Raw genomic sequence first — 18,003 nt, 5'->3', positions numbered from 1 at the left:
ACGATTGCTATCCCAATCCGCGCCCCAGCGGCGAATATGACGACGGTATCCTCGCCCGCATCGGCGGCAAGTGGGTAAGGGTGCCTATATTCCACGTCGGTGCCGCACCTGCCCGACTGTAAGGTCGTGGCCATGACCACCACTGCTTACCTCGACCGCGGAGACGGCAATCTCAGCCCCTACGAGGCGGAATCCGTGACGGATCGGCTCAGCGCGCACGGAGTGTGGTGGGAGCGTCTCCAGGGCGCTCCAGTGGGCACCCGCCCCGTCTACGTGCCTTCCTCGGGCGGCAACAGTCCCAAGGATGCGTACACCGAGCAGCTGGTCGAAGAGGAGACGTACGGCGAAGGTGCCCGTCGCGACTTGCTCGGCGGCTGATCTCCGAACCCGGCGCAACTTGTCACGTAGCTTGCTTCTCGGCGGCCTCCATGTAGGGAGTCAGCCTTAGGGTTCGGATATGAGCGAGACGGTATGGGTCGCAATCATCGCAGTCGTTGGGACATCTCTTGGTGCTGCGATCTCTCCTGCGATTACGGCCCTACGTGACGTGACGATCTCGCGAGCCGACGCGAATGACAATCGCGTTGAGGCAACGGCGGCCTTCGCCGAGAAACTCATGACCTTGGCTCTCCGTACCCCTGAGAAATTCGACGGTCCCGCCGTTCGGACCGCGCTCAACGAGGCGCTGGCCGCTCGATTCGCTCTCGCTCGCCATCTCGGTAAGGGCGAAGGAAATGTGGACCGGTTTGCAGAGGGCGCTATCTCTCTCGTGCAGCGGTACTCCGATGAACGTCGGGAACTCGTCGCCCAAGTCGCAACTGGCAGGCTCCTGGCCTGGGCGCGGAAGGATCTTGGTGCAAGCAAGCTGAAGCCGTTCTGGAAGCTGCTGCCGAGGAAGTATCTCAGATGAGGCGAGTTTCCTTCGAGCAGATTGATGAGCCGACTCTTCGATTGGAGTCCGCCCGAATCGCCGAAGACACATTCGTGCTCGATGGTGAGGTTCGACTACAGGGTGGCGCGGTCCTCGGAGAAAAGCCCCGGCCACGTAACCATCGTTGGCTCTCCTACCCCATCGTGCTGACGATCGATGGGGCGACCAGCTTCGACGTGGACGACTTGTCGGGTACTGGAGAACTGATTCTTGAGTCAATCGAATTCGAGCACGACATCATCACCTTGCGTGGGGCGGCGCCTTGCGTCGTCTGCGTATTCGGATCCTTCAGTTCCTATCCAGAATTCACGATCCTAGATTAACCGCGCTGCCATCGGGTGGGGGAGCCGTTGTTGAGCCGATCGGTTACGTGATGCTCGCCCACGGCACCGACGCAATCAGCGTCTCGCTTTCCCGGCTACCAGGACACAAGGATTCACGCCGGTCCGCGGGAACGCCTTCAGAGCGAACCTCGTGGTCGGTGAGAAGTACCCGGCCATCCACGTCGGTGTGGTCTACCTTTACTGAGGAGGAACTATGTCGGCGCTCTCAACCCTGACGGCTCAGTTGGGTGCCCTCGGATTTCGACGCGCCGGGCACAATCTCGTCGTGCCTCTGTCGGATGGTTACGCGGGATGGCTCGGGTTGAATAAGGCCACACGCGGTCTTCCAAAGGGCATGTGCGAGCTGAACCCCATGATCGGTGTCAGCGACAGACGCGTTGAGGCTACGCTGGCCTCGTCCAACATTCCACGCGCTGGCACCGGCAAACAGGCGACGATCGTCCAGCCGCTCTACCGGATCGCGGGCGTGCCGTATGGGGAGTGGATACTCGACGACGCCGATCCAGAAGGCTCCGTGAAGCCGGTGATGATCGCGATGGTCGAGGCTGGACTGCCGTTCATGAAAAGAATGTCCGACCCCAAAGCCATGATCGATGCGCTTATGAGTCAACGCGGTGGATTGGGCGACGCGGAGATCAGGCTCCCACTGCTGCTTGCTGGACTGGGGCGGGTCGATCAAGCTCACCAGGCGATCGACGATGCGCTGGCGCGGCTCGGCCACGATGAGGGCAGCCTCGCGCTACGCCAGATCGTTCAGTGGGAGCGGGATTATCTTGACCGGAACGCAAGTCGCACGGACTCAATGGGCGTGTGAGGTCTTCCCGACACCAAGCTTCCTGCGGTGACGATTGCGCGAGACGTGATCGCAGCCTCGAGCGATAGGCCGATCCGTTGTCGGACAAGACTCGCTCGACGGTGACGCCGCGGTCCGCGAACCAGGCGACGGCCCGCTCGAGCACGGCGATCGCGGTGACGGCCTTCTCGTCCGCGCAGATCTCGACGTAGGCGACGCGGGAGTGATCGTCGATGACGGTGTGCAGGAATGCCGTGCCGATGTTGGGGTGCCCCTTCTCGGTGTATCCAGCGCCGGCGCGGGCGGCGCGCTGCTTGCTCTGCTTGCCTTGCCGCTTGCCGACGAAGCGCTAGCCGTCGCCGTCGGGGATGTTGCCGAACTTGGTCACGTCGACGTGGATCATTGACCCCGGATGCTCGTGCTCGTAGCGGCGGATGGGCTCGCCCGTGACCCGGTCGATGTGGCTGAGCCGGTTGATCCGCGCCCGCACCGGCACCGCCTAGGCAGTCGAGACGGGAACGCCGAGCTCGCCGGCGATCTGCTCCGGCCCCACCAGCCGACGCCACCGCAATCGCACGATCCGTTTCACCATGCGGGCAGCGTCTCGGTCGGCATCGAGTGCGGCCGGCTGGACCGGTCAACCATTCCCCCGGGTCCTTCGGCCCGGAACCGGGCCCCCCACTTCCGGGCGGTCGACGGGGAGGTCATGAACATCTTCGCCGCCGACCGGCCAATGCTCCTCGACGATGAGATTGGCCAGCCGCAAACGAGCGCGCGGGGTGAGGTGCCAGCCCAGCTGAGCACATCGGGTTAGGCGGCGGGCGAGCGCAGTGGGCTGCCGAGCCTCGCCGATCTGTAATGGTATGCAGCGGCCCATGGCGGGTCGCGCGTTCTCCGTGACCGATCTGACCTGTTGACCCCGGTCGAACGCTCACTCGCGGGGACAAGCCGTGGGCAGATGTGGGCAAAGCATGCGCGCGAATAAGATCACGAGGATGTCGATCGCGGGTTCGGCGGAATCCTCCTCGGCTCAGAAAAGACTGCCTGACCTGGAAAAAGAAGAAACCCCCGCATGTAGAAGCCATACGAGGGTTTCAGTGGCTCCGACCGGCATCGATCCGGTGACCTTTCGATTTTCAGTCGAACGCTCTACCAACTGAGCTACAGAGCCTCGCGGCATCTCTCATACAAGACCTGCCGCGTCCTAGACGAAAGGCCCTCTTCGAAAAAAGGGCCCGTCGCTCGGAGCGACCCTGACGGGACTTGAACCCGCGACCTCCGCCGTGACAGGGCGGCACGCTAACCAACTGCGCTACAGGGCCATGCTTATTGAATTGTGGAGTGACCCCAACGGGATTCGAACCCGTGCTACCGCCGTGAAAGGGCGGCGTCCTAGGCCGCTAAACGATGGGGCCGGGTGAACCTTTGGGGCTCACTGCCGAGGACCAAGCATACGTAACTCCTCGCGAAAACGCGAATCGAGGGCGCGCCGCCCTTGTGCAATGCCTTCGCGAGGCGCACACTGACCGGGTGACCGCTTCCCGAGGCGGCGGTCGCTGTGCACCACTGGGGGTTGCACATGTTACTGATGTTGCTAGTGTGAAACGAGTTGACGCCGCGAGGGGAGGACCCGGTGCAGCCCGAAAACACCACCGAGAAAGCCCTGGCCGACGACGCCTCCGTGGACTGCGGGTGCGCTCCGTCTCCTCGTGAGCAGCGGCGGCTCTGGCCCTCGATGAATCGGCGCACCGCGCTCGGGCTGGGCATCCTCGGCGTCGCGGCACTGGGCGCCGTGGGCGGCACGCTCGGCCCGCTGGTCGGCCCGGCTTTCGCCGCCGACTACCCGTCATGGGACGACGTCGAGCGCGCACGGGCCAGCGAAGCGGCCAAGGCCGTCGAAGTCGCCAACATCCAGAGCCTCATCGCGGGCCTCGAAGCCGAGGTGGCCGCGAAGCAGCAGGTCGCGCAGCAGATGGCCGACGAGTTCTACGTCGCCCAGCAGGCGTACTTCGACGCGGCGCTGCGGGCCGATCAGCTGCAGCAGCAGGCCGACGAGCAGGCCGCCGCCGCGCTGGACGCCGCGAACAAGGCGGGCCGCGTCGCCGCTCAGCTGTACCGCAACGGCGGTGATGACACGTCGCTCGAGCTCTTCTTCGCCGGCTCGGCCGCCGGCGCAGACGATCTTCTGGCGCGCCTGGGCACGATGGACAAGCTGGTGCAACGCAACCAGGACGTGTACGCGCAGGCCGTGACCGCGCGCGACTCGGCGCAGAGCCTCAGCGACCAGGCCGCCCTTCAGCGTGCCGAGCGTGACCGGCTGCAGAAGATCGCCGAAGAGAAGATGGTCGCCGCGCAGAAGGCCGCCGACGAGGCGCAGGCAGCCCTCGACGCGCAGAACGCCAAGCGCGGCGAGCTCGAGGCGCAGCTCGCGGCCCTTCAGGACACCACGGCCAAGACCATCGCCGAATACCAGGAGGGCGAGCGCGTCCGTCAGGAACAGGAGCGTCTGGCCCGCGAGGCCGCGGCCGCCGCAGCGCGGGCCGAGGCCGAGCGCCTTGCCCAGCAGAACCAGGGCGGCGGCGGTGGCGGTGGCGGCGGTGGCGGCGGTGGCGGCGGTGGCGGCGGAGCCGTCGTCGGCTCCGGCTGGGCCCGTCCCTCGTCAGGATGGCGCAGCTCCGGCTACGGGCCACGCACCGTACAGTGCGGCAACAGCTACTGCTCCAGCGGCTTCCATTACGGCGTCGACCTCGCCGCCGGCTGCAGCTCGGGCATCTACGCCGCTTCGGCAGGACGCGTCGTCTACGCCGGCTGGAACGGCGGCTACGGCAACTACATCAAGATCGACCACGGGGGCGGCATCGGCAGCGGCTATGGCCACATCCGCTCGGGCGGCATCTTCGTGGGCGTGGGCCAGTGGGTCAGCGCCGGTCAGCTCATCGCCAGCGAGGGCAACACGGGCAACTCGTTCGGCTGCCACCTCCACTTCGAGACCTACGTCAACGGCTACCCGGTGAATCCGATCAACTTCATGGCGGGCCGCGGCATCTCGGTCTGACCCGAACGACGCTTCACACGACGAGAACCGGATGCCGAGGCATCCGGTTCTCGCATGAAGCTCAGGTCAGAGCGTGCTCGGCGCGACGCCCTCACCCTGGGTTCGGGTCTCGCCTTCGTGCTCGGCGAAGCGCGCGAACGCCTCGTCGACCAGGCGCTCGGCCTCGGCGGCGTTCGCCCACTCGTCGACCTTGACCCACTTGTTGGGCTCCAGGTCCTTGTAATGCTCGAAGAAGTGCGCGATCTCCTTCTGGAGGAACTCCGGGATGTCGGCGACGTCCTGGATGTGCGCCCAGCGCGGGTCCTTGGCGAGCACCGCGACGACCTTGTCGTCGCCGCCGGCCTCGTCGCTCATCTTGAGCACGCCGACGGGGCGGACGCTCGCGAGGATGCCGGGGGCCAGGTCGACGTCGAGGATCACGAGCACGTCGAGCGGGTCGCCGTCCTCACCGAGGGTGTTCTCGAAGAACCCGTAGTTGGTCGGGTAGCCCATGGGCGTGTAGAGGATGCGGTCGAGGAAGACGCGGCCCGTGCCGTGGTCGACCTCGTACTTCACGCGGCTGCCGCGCGGGATCTCGATGACGGCGTCGTACGCGCCCATAGTGGTGCTCCTTCGAAGACTGTGGATTGCCGCGACCAGCCTAGTCGCGGCGCGTCGCAGGTACGGTGGGCGGGTGGAGGAGCGCAGACCCGGACTCGACCCCGCCGTCGCCGAGGTGCGGCTCGCCGTGCGCCGGGCGCTGACCGGCCTCCAACCCGGCGCGACGGTGCTGGTCGCGCTCTCCGGTGGTGCCGACTCGCTCGCGCTGGCCGCGGCGACGGCGTTCGAGGCCCCGAAGCTCCGTCTGGGCGCGGCGTCGCTGACGGTCGACCACGGCCTCCAGGACGGATCGACGGATGCCGCTGCCGCCGCCGCCGCGAAAGCCGCGGCCCTCGGGCTCGACGCCCGCGTCGTGCGCGTGGAGGTCGGCGCCGCGGGCGGGCCGGAGGCGGCCGCGCGCGAGGCGCGCTACGGCGCCCTCGCCGAAGGCGCGCGGTCCGTCGGGGCCGCCGCGGTCCTCACCGGTCACACGCTCGACGACCAGGCCGAGACGGTGCTGCTCGGCCTCGCGCGCGGCGCGGGCGCCACCAGCCTGCAGGGCATGGCCGAGGCATCCGATCTCGAGGGGATCCCGCTGCTGCGGCCGCTGCTGGGCGTGCGCCGCACGACCACCCGAGCCGCCTGCGCCGCCGAGTCCCTCGGGTGGTGCGAGGACCCGCACAACGCCGACCCTCGCTTCGCGCGCGCCCGCGTCCGCTCGACGGTGCTGCCCGTGCTCGAGTCCGAGCTCGGCCCGGGAATCGCGGAAGCACTCGCCCGCACGGCCGCCCAGCTGCGCGAGGATGCCGAGGCCTTCGACGAGATGATCGACGAGACCATCGAAGACATCGTCGAGCACGCCGAGGCGGGCATCTCGGTGTCGGCCGCCGCGCTCGCCGCCAACCCCGCAGCGCTGCGCCACCGCATCATCCGGCACGTCGTGGCGAGCGAGTTCCACGAGAGCCTCACCCGGACGCAGACGCTCGAGGTCGCGCGCCTGGTCACGGACTGGTCGGGGCAGGGACCCATCGACCTCCCCGGATGCCGCGCCCGCCGTGTCGGCGGACGCGTCGAGTTCACCGCGCGCTGAAGCCCCTGGTCTACTTCTTCCCGCCGAACAGGCCGCCCAAGAGGCCGCCGATGTCGATGCCGCCGGCCGAGCCGGACCCGGACCCGCCGCCGAGCAGGCCGCCGATCAGATCACCGATGCCGCCGCCCGCACCGCCCTGGGCCGAGGCATCCGTCCCGCCCTTCTGATTCTTCGCGAGCAGGCCCATCACGATCGGCGCGAGCATCGGGAGGAGCTTGCCGAAGTCGATGCCCGCGGTCTGAGGCTCGTCGGTGAGCTTCTGCGCGACCGCCTGCTTCTGGTCGCCGAAGACGTGGCCGAGGATCTTGTCGCCGTCGGCGGTGTCGATCTGGTCGACGCTCGTGGGCAGGCTCCCGGCGTGTGCGCCGAGCGCCTTCTCGATGGACGCGGCGCCATCGGGCGTCCGGGCGTTGCTCTGCAAGCCGCTGAGGATGGTCGCGCCGCCCTCTTCGACGCCCTTCGCGGCAACAGCGGGATCGACGCCGAGCTTCTGCGCGATCTCGTCGATGGGGATGGACTGGAGGATGTCGTCGATGCCGGCCACGGTGGTCCCGCCTTCCCCGGACTGGGTCATCCGGTCACGGCCTCATCGTACGGTCGCCGCGGGGCACCCCTCTAGACTCTTGACATGCGCGCGGCCGACGTCACCAGCGACATCACCGAAGTCCTCGTCACCGAGGAGGAGATCCGAGCCAAGCTCGACGAGATCGCGGCGAAGGTCGCCGAGGACTACGCCGACGAAGATCTGCTTCTCGTCGGCGTGCTCAAAGGCGCGGTCATGGTCATGGCCGACTTCTCGCGGGCGCTCGAGAAGCACGTGACGATGGACTGGATGGCCGTGTCGTCGTACGGGGCCGGCACGAAGTCGAGCGGTGTCGTGCAGATCCGCAAGGACCTCGACACCGACATCCTCGGCAAGCACGTCCTCATCGTGGAAGACATCATCGACTCGGGCCTGACCCTCAGCTGGCTGCTCGAGAACTTCGCGGCCCGCGGCGCGGCATCCGTGGAGGTCTTCGCGCTGCTGCGCAAGCCCGAGGCCGCGAAGGTCGAGGTGCACTGCCGGTACGTGGGCTTCGACATCCCGACGGAGTTCGTCGTCGGCTACGGCCTCGACTACGCCGAGAAGTACCGCAACCTCCGCGACGTCGCGGTGCTCGCGCCCCACGTCTACTCCTGACCCGCGTCAGCCGGCGAGCAGTTCCACCAGCGCCGGCGGTGCGGCGAACGTCCGGAAGTGATCGACGATGAGCCGGCGGCATCCGTCCAGCTCCACCGTGATCGGCGCCTTCCCCTCCTGACCCGCGTCGAGCACGACGAGGGAGCCGGGGATGTCGTCGCAGGACTCCGGCAGCGGCTGAGCGGATGCTGCGGCCTCGAGCACGGCGCGGGTCTCGGCGGCGTCCAGCGCGCGGCTGCCGGCGAACCAGGCCGTGCCCTCGACCTCGATCGTCACCCATGTCTTCGCCCCGGGCGCCGGCGTCGCCGTCGGGTTCGCGGCCTCGTCTGTGGAGTACGCGCACAGTCGCAGCGTCTCGACCTCGCCGGGCGCCGGCGTCCGCGGGGGCTCCCACGGGATGGTCTGGACACCGTCCCACGTGGGGGCGGGCTGCGGCGCAACCTCCGCCTCCGCCTGCCCCTCCAGCTCGCCGAGCTCCTCGGGCGGCACGATCTGCAGCGGCCTCGCCGACCACGTCGGCGCGCACCCCGCGTCCAGCGCCGCGCGGGGCTGGGTGAGCGTGCGCTGCTCCTCGTCGGTCTGCACGACGGCGAGCCCGGCCAGCGCGTCCCCGATCAGCTCGACCTTCGGCTGGCTGCAGCCGTCGACCGGATAGCGCAGACGGATGCCTCGGCCCGCAGCATCCGTCAGCCACACGAGCGGTGCGATCGTCGCGATCGCCGCGCACGCACCCGGCCAGCGGGCGTCGTCGGGCTCGGCCTGCGCGGCGAGCACCGCGGTGAGGTCGCCCTCCAGTCGCTCCCGGAGCACGACGGACCACACGCCGTCATCGTCCTCGACCTCCTGGAACGGCACGCAGCGGACGGCGGCGACGGGCTCGAAGTCGTCGGGGACACGCCCGGCGTCGGTTGCCGGATCGCCGCCGAACGGGTCCATGCCCGCGCAGGAGATCTCGGCGACGATCCCGGCGGGCGGCAGCGACTGCGGACCGGACGCGCACCCGGCGAGGACGACGGCCGTCGCGGCGAGGGCGATGAGCGAGGGGCGGATGCGGGGCACGGGGTCCTCCTCGGCGTGGGCTCGTGCAGCGCTTCACCCCCACGCTAGCGGGATCGCTGTGATTACGCCCGGGGCGAATGCACAGACGGCGCCTAGGAATCGCGCGATACCCTGATTCAACCGTCGGCGGGGGTTTTCCCGTCCGCGGCGGCACGTCGACGAAAGGGGTCGGGCTCGCGCCCGCGCCATGGACTTCAAGAAGATCACCCGCAACCCGCTCTTCTACGTCCTGCTGATCGGGGTCTTCCTCATCGTGGGGTTCTCGCTCATCTCGAGCCTGGGCGGCGCGAAGCAGATCTCCACGCAGGAGGGCCTCGAGCTGCTCTCGGGCGACACGGTCACCGAGGTCGTGAACACCGACGGCGACCAGCGGGTCGACATGAAGCTCTCCGAGGAGTACGAGGGCGCCACCGACGTGCAGTTCTACTACGTCTCGGCACGTGCCGCCGAGGTCGTCGACGCCGTGAACGCCGCGAATCCCGAGGACGGCTTCAACGACGCTGTGCCGCGCGCGACGTGGTTCGACGGCTTCATCTCGCTGCTCCTTCCGATCCTGCTGCTCGGTCTGCTGTTCTGGTTCCTGCTGTCGAGCGCGCAGGGCGGCGGCAGCAAGGTCATGCAGTTCGGCAAGTCGCGCGCGAAGCTCGTGACGAAGGAGATGCCGCAGGTCACCTTCCAGGACGTCGCCGGCTCCGACGAGGCGATCGAAGAGCTCGAAGAGATCAAGGACTTCTTGAAGGACCCGTCGAAGTTCCAGGCGGTCGGGGCCCGCATCCCGAAGGGCGTCCTGCTGTACGGCCCCCCCGGAACCGGCAAGACCCTTCTCGCCCGCGCCGTCGCCGGCGAGGCGGGCGTGCCGTTCTACTCGATCTCGGGTTCGGACTTCGTGGAGATGTTCGTGGGCGTCGGCGCCAGCCGCGTGCGCGACCTGTTCAACCAGGCCAAGGAGAGCGCCCCCGCGATCATCTTCATCGACGAGATCGACGCCGTCGGCCGTCACCGCGGCGCCGGCATGGGCGGCGGGCACGACGAGCGTGAGCAGACGCTCAATCAGATGCTCGTCGAGATGGACGGCTTCGACCCGAAGGCGAACGTCATCGTGATCGCGGCGACCAACCGTCCCGACATCCTCGACCCCGCGCTGCTGCGTCCCGGCCGCTTCGACCGCCAGATCGGCGTCGACGCGCCCGACCTCAAGGGGCGCACGAAGATCCTCGAGGTGCACGGCCGCGGCAAGCCGCTCGCCGACGGTGTCGACCTCGAGGTCGTCGCCCGCAAGACCCCCGGCTTCACCGGCGCCGACCTCGCCAACGTCCTGAACGAGGCCGCGTTGCTGACCGCCCGCTCCAACGCGCAGCTGATCGACAACCGCGCCCTCGACGAGGCCATCGACCGCGTGATCGCCGGCCCGCAGCGCCGCACGCGCGTGATGAAGGACAAGGAGAAGCTCATCACGGCGTACCACGAGGGCGGTCACGCGCTCGCGGCGGCGGCGATGAACCACACCGACCCCGTCACGAAGGTGACGATCCTCCCGCGCGGCAAGGCGCTCGGCTACACGATGGTGCTCCCGCTGGACGACAAGTACTCCGTCACCCGGAACGAGCTGCAGGACCAGCTCACCTACGCGATGGGTGGCCGCGTCGCCGAAGAGATCGTCTTCCACGACCCGACGACCGGGGCCTCCAACGACATCGAGAAGGCGACGAACATCGCCCGCAAGATGGTCACCGAGTACGGCATGACCGGCGACATCGGCCCGGTCAAGCTCGGCCAGTCGTCCGGCGAGGTCTTCATGGGCCGCGACATGGGCCACGGCCGCGAGTTCTCGGAGCGCGTCGCCGAGCGCGTCGACGTCCAGGTGCGCGATCTCATCGAGCAGGCGCACAACGAGGCGTACCTGGTGATCAACGACAACCGCGACGTGCTCGACAAGCTCGCGCTGGCACTCCTCGAGAAGGAGACGCTCGACCACCTGGAGCTCGCCGAGATCTTCAAGGACGTCAAGCGCCTGCCCCCGCGCCCGCAGTGGCTGTCGAGCGAGCAGCGTCCCCCGTCGACCGTGCCTCCGATCGACGTGCCGCAGCGCCGCGACGAGGCCGGTCTCGCCGCGAGCGTCGAGGCCGACGAGCAGCCGGCTGCCGAGAAGGCGACCAAGCGCCGCCCCACCGGACAGGCTCGCCCGGCGACCGCGTAGGCTCGGCCTATGGCCGTCGATCGTGAGCGCGTCGCCGCGCTCGTGCGCGAACTGCTCGAGGCGATCGGCGAAGACCCCGAGCGTCCCGGGCTGAGGCAGACGCCCGAACGCGTGGCCGACGCGTACTCGGAGTTCTTCGCGGGAGTGGGGACGGATGCTGCAGGCCCCCTCGCGCACACCATCTCGGTGTCGCGCGGGCCGGCGCCCGACACGCTGCCGTCGGGCGCGGTGATCCTGCGCGACATCATCTTCCGCTCGGTGTGCGAGCACCACCTGCTGCCGTTCCGCGGGCACGCGCACCTCGCGTACCTCCCCGGCGAGCAGGTCGTCGGCCTCGGGGCACTGCCGAAGGTCGTCGAGATCCTGTCGTCGCGGCCCCAGGTGCAGGAGCGGCTGGGGGAGCAGATCGCCGACGTGATCGCCGGGTCGCTCGATGCCCGCGGCGTGCTGGTCGTGCTCGACGCATCGCACGAATGCGTGACGATGCGCGGCGGCCGGCAGCCGGACGCCTCGACGGTGACGATCGCCGCACGCGGCGACCTCGCCGAACCCGGGGCACGCGCCGAGCTGATCGCGCTGATCGGAGCAGGACGCGGATGACCCTGATCATGGGCATCGTCAACGTGACGCCCGACTCGTTCAGCGACGGCGGACGATACGCGGATGCCGACACCGCCGTCGCCCACGGACTGCGGCTGCACGCGCAGGGTGCCGACATCCTCGACGTCGGCGGCGAGTCGACGCGGCCCGGCGCGGAGCGCGTCGCGCCGCAGGTCGAGCAGGAGCGGGTTCTTCCCGTCGTGCGCGCCCTCTCGCAGGCGGGCATCGTGGTCAGCATCGACACCATGAACGCGTCGACCGCGGTCGCCGCCGTCGACGCGGGCGCGCGGATCGTGAACGATGTCTCGGGTGGGATGGCCGATCCGGAGATGCTCGCGGCGGTGGCCTCGACGGACGCGGACGTGGTGCTCCAGCATTGGCGCGGTCACTCCGCCGACATGTACGCACGCGCTGTCTACGACGACGTCGTCGCCGAGGTGAGCCGAGAGCTCACCGCGCGGATCGAGGCGGCCGCGGCCGCGGGCATCGGTCCCGCCCGGGTCATCATCGACCCCGGCATCGGCTTCGGAAAGCAGGGCGACCAGAACTGGGAGACGCTGAGCGGGCTCGACCGCTTCGTCGAGATGGGGCAGCGGGTGCTGATCGGGACCAGCCGCAAGCGATTCCTCTCCGACGCGCTCGCGGCGGAGGCGTCCGACGTCCATGAGGCTCGGCGCGACCTGGCGACCGCGGTGACGAGCGCCCTTGCGGCGCAGAGCGGGGTGTGGGCGGTGCGGGTGCACGATGTCGCCGCCACGCGGGATGCTCTGATGGTCGCCGAGCGTTGGGCAGGGCAGCGCCAGGGCGACCGAACCGGCAGCCAGGAGGGCTGATGCACCCCATCGACGAGATCACGCTGACCGGCGTGCGCGCCTTCGGGTACCACGGCGTATTCGAGGACGAGCGGCGCGAAGGTCAGGAGTTCGTCGTCGACGTGACGCTGTACGTCGACACCACCGAGGCGGCCGAGACCGACGACGTCGCCGACACGGTCCACTACGGGGAGGTTGCCGAGCGCATCGTGGAGCTCGTCGGCGGCGAGCCCCTCAACCTCATCGAGGGTGTGGCGGCGCGCATCGCCGACGACCTCCTGTCGTACGACCTCGTCCAGGTGGTCGCTGTCACCGTCCACAAGCCGCAGGCCCCGATCACCGTTCCGTTCTCGGACGTGTCGGTGACCATCCGTCGCGGCCGCCCGGCGGAAGCGGTGGAATCGTGAACCGTCGTCTGGCACAGGGCTTCGACGGCGACGCCGAGCGTCATCCGCGCGAAGCAGTGGAAGCCGTCGTCGCGCTCGGTGCCAACCTCGGCGATCGCGCCGAGACGATGTCGGGGGCGATCAAAGACCTCGCGCGCATTCCGCTCGTCGATGCGGTGCGCGTGTCGGAGCCGGTCGAGTCGGTCGCGCTGAAGCCGGAAGGACCGGATGCCTCGGCCCCGGCCTATCTCAACGCGGTGGCGATCCTCACCACGCGCCTGGCGCCGTCGGTGCTGCTCGGCTACCTCCACGCGATCGAGCAGCGGCACGGCCGGGTGCGGTCCGCGGCGCGTTCGGCACGGGAACCCGGATGGGAGGATCGCACGCTCGATCTCGACCTGATCGTCTACGGCGACGTCGTCAGCGACGATCCGCGGATGCTGCTGCCGCACCCGCGCGCGGCCCAGCGCGACTTCGTGCTCGGGCCGTGGCTGGCCGTCGACCCCGACGCGGTGCTGCCCGGCGTCGGCCGCGTCGACGAGGCGCTGCGCCGGCTGCGGGCGGAGGACCGATGAAGCGCACGGGTGCGGGCGTCCTGATCCTCGCCGCGATCCTCGGGGTCGCGGCGGGGTTCCTCGTCGATCAGGTGCTGACCTCGGCAGGAAGGCCCACGTTCACCCCGGCGGTGACCCTGCCGATCCTCCTCGTGCTGCTCGGCGCCGTCGTGGTCGGGCTCGCGATCCCGATCCGGCGCGCGACGCACGGCACGTCGAAGGCGAAGATCGACCCCTTCCGCGCGGTGCGCGTCGCGATGCTCGCGAAGGCGTCGAGCATCGTGGGCGCCGCGATCGGCGGGCTCGGCGCGGGGCTCTGGATCTTCCTCGCGACCCGGCCGGTCCCGCCCTCGCTAGGCTCGTTGGGAACGGTCATCGCGACGACCGTGTGCGGCGCCCTGCTGGTCGCCGCGGGTCTGGTCGCGGAGCACCTGTGCACCATCCGGAAGGACGACGATGACGAACAGCCCGGAGGCGACGACCCCGGACTCGAACCGAGAATCCACAACCACTGAGGCGGGGGCGGCCGGCCCGGTGTCGGCGCCGGACGCGGCGCCGGAGTTCTCGCGGCTCGTCGAGCCCCGGTCGGAGAATCGGCTCGCCCTCGAAGGCGGGGTATGGCATCAGATCTCGCCGAAGTACGTGACGGTGCAGCTGATCTCGACCGGATCGTTCCTGGTGGTCGTGATCGCGGCGACGCTCGTGCTCACGCTGCTGATGCACCAGCTCTGGGCCTGGATCCCCGGCGGGATCATGACGGTGATCCTCGCGTGGACGCTCATCATCCTGCCGCGGCAGGCCCGGGCCATCGGCTACCAGCTGCGCGACGACGACCTGGTCTTCCGTCGCGGCATCCTCTGGCAGCGATTCGTCGCCGTGCCGTACGGCCGCATGCAGCTCATCGACATCACCCACGGCCCGCTCGACCGAGGCTTCGGCATCGCGCAGCTGAAGTTCGTCACGGCGGCGGCCGCGACCGGTGTCGTGATCCCGGGCCTCGCGCAGTCCACCGCCGAGACCCTTCGCGACCACCTCGTCGAGGTCGCCGAGAGCCGGCGCACGGGTCTATGACCGATCCGCTTCTCCCTCGCGAGCCCGCGACACCCGCAGGGCCGGGCGCGCCGCCGCCGCAGCTCGTGCGGTCGCCGCTGAGCGACGGCGAGTGGCATCGTCTGCACCCGCTCACCCCGCTGCTGCGCGGCGGGCTGTTCCTCATCGTCATCATCGGCATCGTCCTGACGAACCTGCGCGACCGGCTGCTGTACATCTTCCTGCCGTGGCTGGCCCCCGGCGTGGGCGACGAGGTCGTGGAGTGGGAGCAGGTCGGCCGCGACCCGATCGACTTCATCATCGCGAACAACCTCTACGTGCTCGCCGGTGTCGCCGTCCTCGCGGTGCTGATCGTGCTCGTCGCGGTGTTCTACACGTCGTGGCGCTTCCACACGTTCCGCATCACCGACGACGACGTCGAAGTGCGCAGCGGCATCCTGTTCCGCACGCAGCGGCGCGCACCCCTCGACCGCGTGCAGGGGGTGAACCTCACCCGCCCGATGATCGCGCGGCTGCTGGGCATGGCCAAGCTCGAGGTCGTCGGCGCCGGGACGGACGCGAACGTCAAGCTGGAGTACCTCTCGACCGCCAACGCGGAGGCGGTCCGCGCCGACATCCTGCGCCTCGCCTCCGGGCGCCGGCTCGCGATGACGGCCGGCCCGGCCGCTGCCACGGCGCCGAGGCAGGCGGGCAGGGTCGCGTCGCTGAGCCAGACCGTCGGCCGCGAGATCACCGGGCTCATCGAGGGCCCCGAGGCTCCGGTCGCCGAGCTCGAATCGGTCGTCCATATCCCGCTCGGCCGGCTCGTAGCATCCCATGTCCTCAGCACGTCGACGCTGGGACTGCTGTTCGCGATCGTCGCGATCGTGATCGGCGTGAGCCAGGGCGTGACGTGGCTGCTGTTCGGCTTCGTCCCCGCCATCATCGGTTTCGGGGCGTACTGGGTGCGCTCGATCGTCCGCTCGCTGCGCTACTCGATCGCGCCGACGCCGGACGGCGTGCGCATCACATTCGGGCTCTTCACGACCATCACCGAGATCGTCCCTCCCGGCCGCGTGCACGCCGTCGAGGTGACGCAGGGGATCTTCTGGCGCCCGGCCGGATGGTGGACGATCCGCATCAACCGTCTCACCGGTCGCAGCGCCACCGACTCGACGACCGATCAGTTCACGACGGTGCTGCCCGTCGGCACGGCGTCCGATGTCGACCGGGTGCTGCGGCTGCTGCAGCCGTCGCTGCCCGAAGACGAGCGGGCGCTCATCGTGCGGGAGGGCATGCACGGTCCGACCGAGAGCGACCCCTTCACGAACACGCCGAAGCGCGCGTGGTGGATCCGGCCCTTCTCGTTCCGGCGCAACGGCTTCCGCCTCACCGACGATGTGCTGCTGATGCGGCGCGGCGTGGTGTGGCGCAAGCTCGTGATCCTGCCGCTCGCCCGCCTGCAGAGCTTCGCGCTCCATCAGGGGCCGCTCGACCGCGCGTCGCGCGTGACCAACGTGCGCGCACACGTCGTGACCGGGCCGGTCTCACCGTTCCTCGCCGCGGTCGACCGCGACACCGCCCTCGCGCTGTTCGACGACGTCGCCCACGGCTCCGTGCGCGCTGCGCTGGCTGACCGCACGCACCGCTGGGCGGAGACGGATGCCGCCACCTCCGATTCCGCGGCGCCCGAGGCGTATGTGCCCGCTGCGGCGGCGGCGACGACACGCGCCGCAGCTGAGACGCAGACCGTCGGCTCGGTGCCCCCGCCGCCGCCCGGCTACACCGTCGTCCCCGAGCCGGGGGAGGGCCGCGGATGACCCGCGAAGGTCGCCTCGGCGTCGGCATCATCGGTGCGGGCCGGGTCGGGCCGGTGCTCGGCGCCGCGCTCGCCGGAGCCGGGCACGCGCTCGTCGGGATCACCCGGGGTTCCGACCCCGAGCGGGTCGAGGCGATCCTGCCGGGAGTTCCCGTCCTCGACGCCACCGAGGTCGCCCGCCGCAGCGAGCTGGTCATCGTCGCGGTGCCCCACGACCAGCTCGAGGGGCTGGTCACCGGGCTGGCCGAGGTCGGTGCCTGGCAGCCCGGGCAGCTCGTGCTGCACACCGATCCGGCGTGGGGCACCGGCATCCTGTCCGCCGCGGTCGCGAAGGGGGCGATCCCGCTCGCCGTGCACCCCGCGATCGAGTTCAGTGGAACGTCGATGGATCTGCGGGCACTCTCGAGCGCGTACGCCGCGGTCACCGCGCCCGGTCCGGTGCTGCCCATCGCGCAGGCTCTCGCCGTCGAGCTCGGCTGCGAGCCGGTCGTCGTCGACGAGTCCGCCCGGCCCGCGTACGCCGAGGCGATCGCGACGGCACGCGATTTCTCGCGCTCGATCGTGCGGCAGGCGGCTGCGCTGCTCGCTGAGGCGGGCGTGCCGCATCCGGGGTCGTTCCTGTCCGTGCTGGCGCACACGACGATCGACCACGCGCTGGCGGAGGCGGGCTCCGGTCCTGGAGCCGAGCCCCCCGCTACGATCCAAGGATGATCAGCACCGTCGACGAGCTGCGGGCTCGGCTCGCCGAGGTCCGCGCCTCCGCGCCGGAAGCGCGCATCGCGCTCATCTCCACGATCGGCTCGCTCCATGACGGGCACATCGATCTCGTCCACCGGGCTCGCGAGGTGGCCGACGTCGTCGTCGTGTCGGTGTTCGTCAACCCGCTGCGCTTCGCATCCCCTGCCGATTTCGCTGCGTACCCCCGAACGCCTGACGAAGACGAGCGGCTGCTCGAGTCGCTCGGCGTCGAGGTCGTGTTCGCGCCCGAAGCGGGCGAGCTGCTCCCCGACGGCTCCGCGACGACGAAGGTCACCGCCGGCGACCTCGGCCTTCGATACGAAGGGCGCGCGCGCCCGTTCTACTTCGACGGGCTCCTCACCGTCGAGGCGAAGCTGTTCCACCTCGTCCAGCCCGACGTCGCCGTCTACGGCGACCGTGATCGGCAGCGCGTGTTCCTCGTGCGCCGCATGATCCGCGATCTGTTCTTCGGCATCGAGGTCGCGACGGTCGAGACCGTGCGCGGCGACGACGGGCTGCCGGTGTCGACGCGCGTCGGAATGCTCGAGGATCGTGACCTCGCGGCTGCGGCCTTGCTCCCGGCCGCGCTCGACGCCGCCGCCGCGAACGCCGACCGCGGCGTCGACGCGTGCATCGCCGCCGCGCAGTCCGCGCTCATGGGGGAGCCGCGGATCCGGCTCGAGTACCTCAGCGTCGTCGACCCGGCGACGTTCCTGCCGGTCGACGAGGGCAGCAGCGGTCCCGCGCTCGCCCTCATCGCCGCGTCGGTGGCGGGCCACCGGTTCATCGACAACGCCGAGATCTACCTCGGCTGATCGCCCCGCGGACGGGGCCTGG

The 18,003-nt window shown here is 69.7% G+C and carries 19 protein-coding genes, 3 tRNA genes and 1 pseudogene; 16 read left to right on the top strand and 7 right to left on the bottom strand.

Annotated features, from left to right (window positions below):
• Positions 1-132 precede the first annotated feature (132 nt).
• The 3 genes from ACFQ7C_RS02275 (at position 133) to ACFQ7C_RS02265 (ending at position 2,089) form a co-directional block, all read left to right on the top strand.
• On the top strand, positions 133-378 hold the full coding sequence (locus tag ACFQ7C_RS02275; RefSeq protein ID WP_378897337.1) for a hypothetical protein: 246 nt from the start codon (positions 133-135) through the stop codon (positions 376-378).
• Positions 379-457: 79 nt separating this feature from the next.
• On the top strand, positions 458-910 hold the full coding sequence (locus ACFQ7C_RS02270) for a hypothetical protein (protein ID WP_378897335.1): 453 nt from the start codon (positions 458-460) through the stop codon (positions 908-910).
• A 558-nt stretch (positions 911-1,468) separates the two neighbouring features.
• Positions 1,469-2,089 (top strand): hypothetical protein, encoded by a 621-nt coding sequence (locus ACFQ7C_RS02265; protein WP_378897401.1) that lies wholly within the window; start codon positions 1,469-1,471, stop codon positions 2,087-2,089.
• Here the strand turns inward: ACFQ7C_RS02265 and ACFQ7C_RS02260 are convergent.
• From ACFQ7C_RS02260 to ACFQ7C_RS02245, 4 genes and pseudogenes are all read right to left on the bottom strand, one after another.
• A pseudogene (locus ACFQ7C_RS02260) lies at positions 1,977-2,864 on the bottom strand (DDE-type integrase/transposase/recombinase); the annotation flags it as partial. The gene ACFQ7C_RS02265 and the pseudogene ACFQ7C_RS02260 overlap by 113 nt on opposite strands.
• Positions 2,865-3,166: 302 nt before the next feature.
• Positions 3,167-3,239, bottom strand: a tRNA-Phe gene (locus tag ACFQ7C_RS02255).
• Between the two features lie 77 nt (positions 3,240-3,316).
• Positions 3,317-3,390 (bottom strand) — tRNA-Asp (locus ACFQ7C_RS02250).
• A gap of 20 nt (positions 3,391-3,410) precedes the next feature.
• Positions 3,411-3,483: transfer RNA gene (locus ACFQ7C_RS02245), tRNA-Glu, on the bottom strand.
• A gap of 320 nt (positions 3,484-3,803) precedes the next feature.
• On the opposite strand from ACFQ7C_RS02245, the gene ACFQ7C_RS02240 reads away from it, so the two are divergent.
• Positions 3,804-5,123, top strand: a complete 1,320-nt coding sequence (locus ACFQ7C_RS02240; RefSeq protein WP_378897332.1) for a peptidoglycan DD-metalloendopeptidase family protein — start codon at positions 3,804-3,806, stop codon at positions 5,121-5,123.
• 66 nt (positions 5,124-5,189) lie between these two features.
• Here the strand turns inward: ACFQ7C_RS02240 and ppa are convergent, their stop codons facing one another.
• Entirely contained in the window at positions 5,190-5,723 is a 534-nt protein-coding gene (ppa, locus tag ACFQ7C_RS02235; protein ID WP_378897330.1) for an inorganic diphosphatase, read from the bottom strand.
• Positions 5,724-5,796: 73 nt separating this feature from the next.
• Here ppa and tilS point away from each other — a divergent pair, with 73 nt between their 5' ends.
• Positions 5,797-6,792 carry a tRNA lysidine(34) synthetase TilS gene (gene tilS / locus ACFQ7C_RS02230; RefSeq protein ID WP_378897327.1) on the top strand — a complete coding sequence of 332 codons (996 nt, stop codon included), beginning with the start codon at positions 5,797-5,799 and terminating at the stop codon, positions 6,790-6,792.
• Between the two features lie 10 nt (positions 6,793-6,802).
• Here tilS and ACFQ7C_RS02225 read toward each other — a convergent pair whose 3' ends face one another.
• Positions 6,803-7,366: a DUF937 domain-containing protein gene (locus ACFQ7C_RS02225; RefSeq protein ID WP_378897324.1), complete on the bottom strand. Its 564-nt coding sequence runs from the start codon at positions 7,364-7,366 to the stop codon at positions 6,803-6,805.
• 54 nt (positions 7,367-7,420) lie between these two features.
• On the opposite strand from ACFQ7C_RS02225, the gene hpt reads away from it, so the two are divergent.
• Complete coding sequence (gene hpt, locus ACFQ7C_RS02220; RefSeq protein WP_378897322.1) at positions 7,421-7,972, top strand: hypoxanthine phosphoribosyltransferase; 552 nt, start codon at positions 7,421-7,423, stop codon at positions 7,970-7,972.
• Positions 7,973-7,978: 6 nt separating this feature from the next.
• Here hpt and ACFQ7C_RS02215 read toward each other — a convergent pair whose 3' ends face one another.
• Positions 7,979-9,031, bottom strand: coding sequence for a hypothetical protein (locus ACFQ7C_RS02215; RefSeq protein WP_378897319.1), 1,053 nt, complete (start codon positions 9,029-9,031; stop codon positions 7,979-7,981).
• Positions 9,032-9,218: 187 nt separating this feature from the next.
• Here ACFQ7C_RS02215 and ftsH point away from each other — a divergent pair, with 187 nt between their 5' ends.
• From ftsH to panC, 10 genes are read left to right on the top strand one after another with little or no spacing between them, the layout of a single operon-like run.
• A complete protein-coding gene (gene ftsH, locus ACFQ7C_RS02210; RefSeq protein WP_378897316.1) occupies positions 9,219-11,228 on the top strand; it encodes an ATP-dependent zinc metalloprotease FtsH in 2,010 nt (669 codons plus the stop codon).
• Between the two features lie 9 nt (positions 11,229-11,237).
• Positions 11,238-11,828: a GTP cyclohydrolase I gene (gene folE / locus ACFQ7C_RS02205; RefSeq protein ID WP_378897314.1), complete on the top strand. Its 591-nt coding sequence runs from the start codon at positions 11,238-11,240 to the stop codon at positions 11,826-11,828.
• Complete coding sequence (gene folP, locus ACFQ7C_RS02200) at positions 11,825-12,661, top strand: dihydropteroate synthase (protein ID WP_378897311.1); 837 nt, start codon at positions 11,825-11,827, stop codon at positions 12,659-12,661. Before folE ends, folP begins: the two co-directional genes overlap by 4 nt.
• A complete protein-coding gene (gene folB / locus ACFQ7C_RS02195; RefSeq protein ID WP_378897309.1) occupies positions 12,661-13,047 on the top strand; it encodes a dihydroneopterin aldolase in 387 nt (128 codons plus the stop codon). Before folP ends, folB begins: the two co-directional genes overlap by 1 nt.
• Positions 13,044-13,601 carry a 2-amino-4-hydroxy-6-hydroxymethyldihydropteridine diphosphokinase gene (gene folK / locus ACFQ7C_RS02190; RefSeq protein WP_378897307.1) on the top strand — a complete coding sequence of 186 codons (558 nt, stop codon included), beginning with the start codon at positions 13,044-13,046 and terminating at the stop codon, positions 13,599-13,601. The genes folB and folK overlap by 4 nt, the downstream gene beginning before the upstream one ends.
• A complete protein-coding gene (locus ACFQ7C_RS02185) occupies positions 13,598-14,095 on the top strand; it encodes a DUF3180 domain-containing protein (RefSeq protein WP_378897304.1) in 498 nt (165 codons plus the stop codon). The genes folK and ACFQ7C_RS02185 overlap by 4 nt, the downstream gene beginning before the upstream one ends.
• Complete coding sequence (locus tag ACFQ7C_RS02180; protein ID WP_378897301.1) at positions 14,037-14,651, top strand: PH domain-containing protein; 615 nt, start codon at positions 14,037-14,039, stop codon at positions 14,649-14,651. Before ACFQ7C_RS02185 ends, ACFQ7C_RS02180 begins: the two co-directional genes overlap by 59 nt.
• Positions 14,648-16,429 carry a PH domain-containing protein gene (locus ACFQ7C_RS02175; protein ID WP_378897298.1) on the top strand — a complete coding sequence of 594 codons (1,782 nt, stop codon included), beginning with the start codon at positions 14,648-14,650 and terminating at the stop codon, positions 16,427-16,429. Before ACFQ7C_RS02180 ends, ACFQ7C_RS02175 begins: the two co-directional genes overlap by 4 nt.
• Positions 16,426-17,139 (top strand): DUF2520 domain-containing protein, encoded by a 714-nt coding sequence (locus tag ACFQ7C_RS02170; protein ID WP_378897296.1) that lies wholly within the window; start codon positions 16,426-16,428, stop codon positions 17,137-17,139. Before ACFQ7C_RS02175 ends, ACFQ7C_RS02170 begins: the two co-directional genes overlap by 4 nt.
• On the top strand, positions 17,136-17,981 hold the full coding sequence (panC, locus tag ACFQ7C_RS02165; protein ID WP_378897293.1) for a pantoate--beta-alanine ligase: 846 nt from the start codon (positions 17,136-17,138) through the stop codon (positions 17,979-17,981). Before ACFQ7C_RS02170 ends, panC begins: the two co-directional genes overlap by 4 nt.
• The last annotated feature ends 22 nt before the right edge of the window (positions 17,982-18,003 follow it).

Origin of the sequence: Microbacterium sp. NPDC056569, from assembly GCF_042793475.1 — a bacterium.
GTDB lineage: Bacteria > Actinomycetota > Actinomycetes > Actinomycetales > Microbacteriaceae > Microbacterium.
The sequence above is the reverse complement of the archived record's forward strand: the minus strand, read 5'-3'. Positions and strand labels throughout refer to the sequence as shown.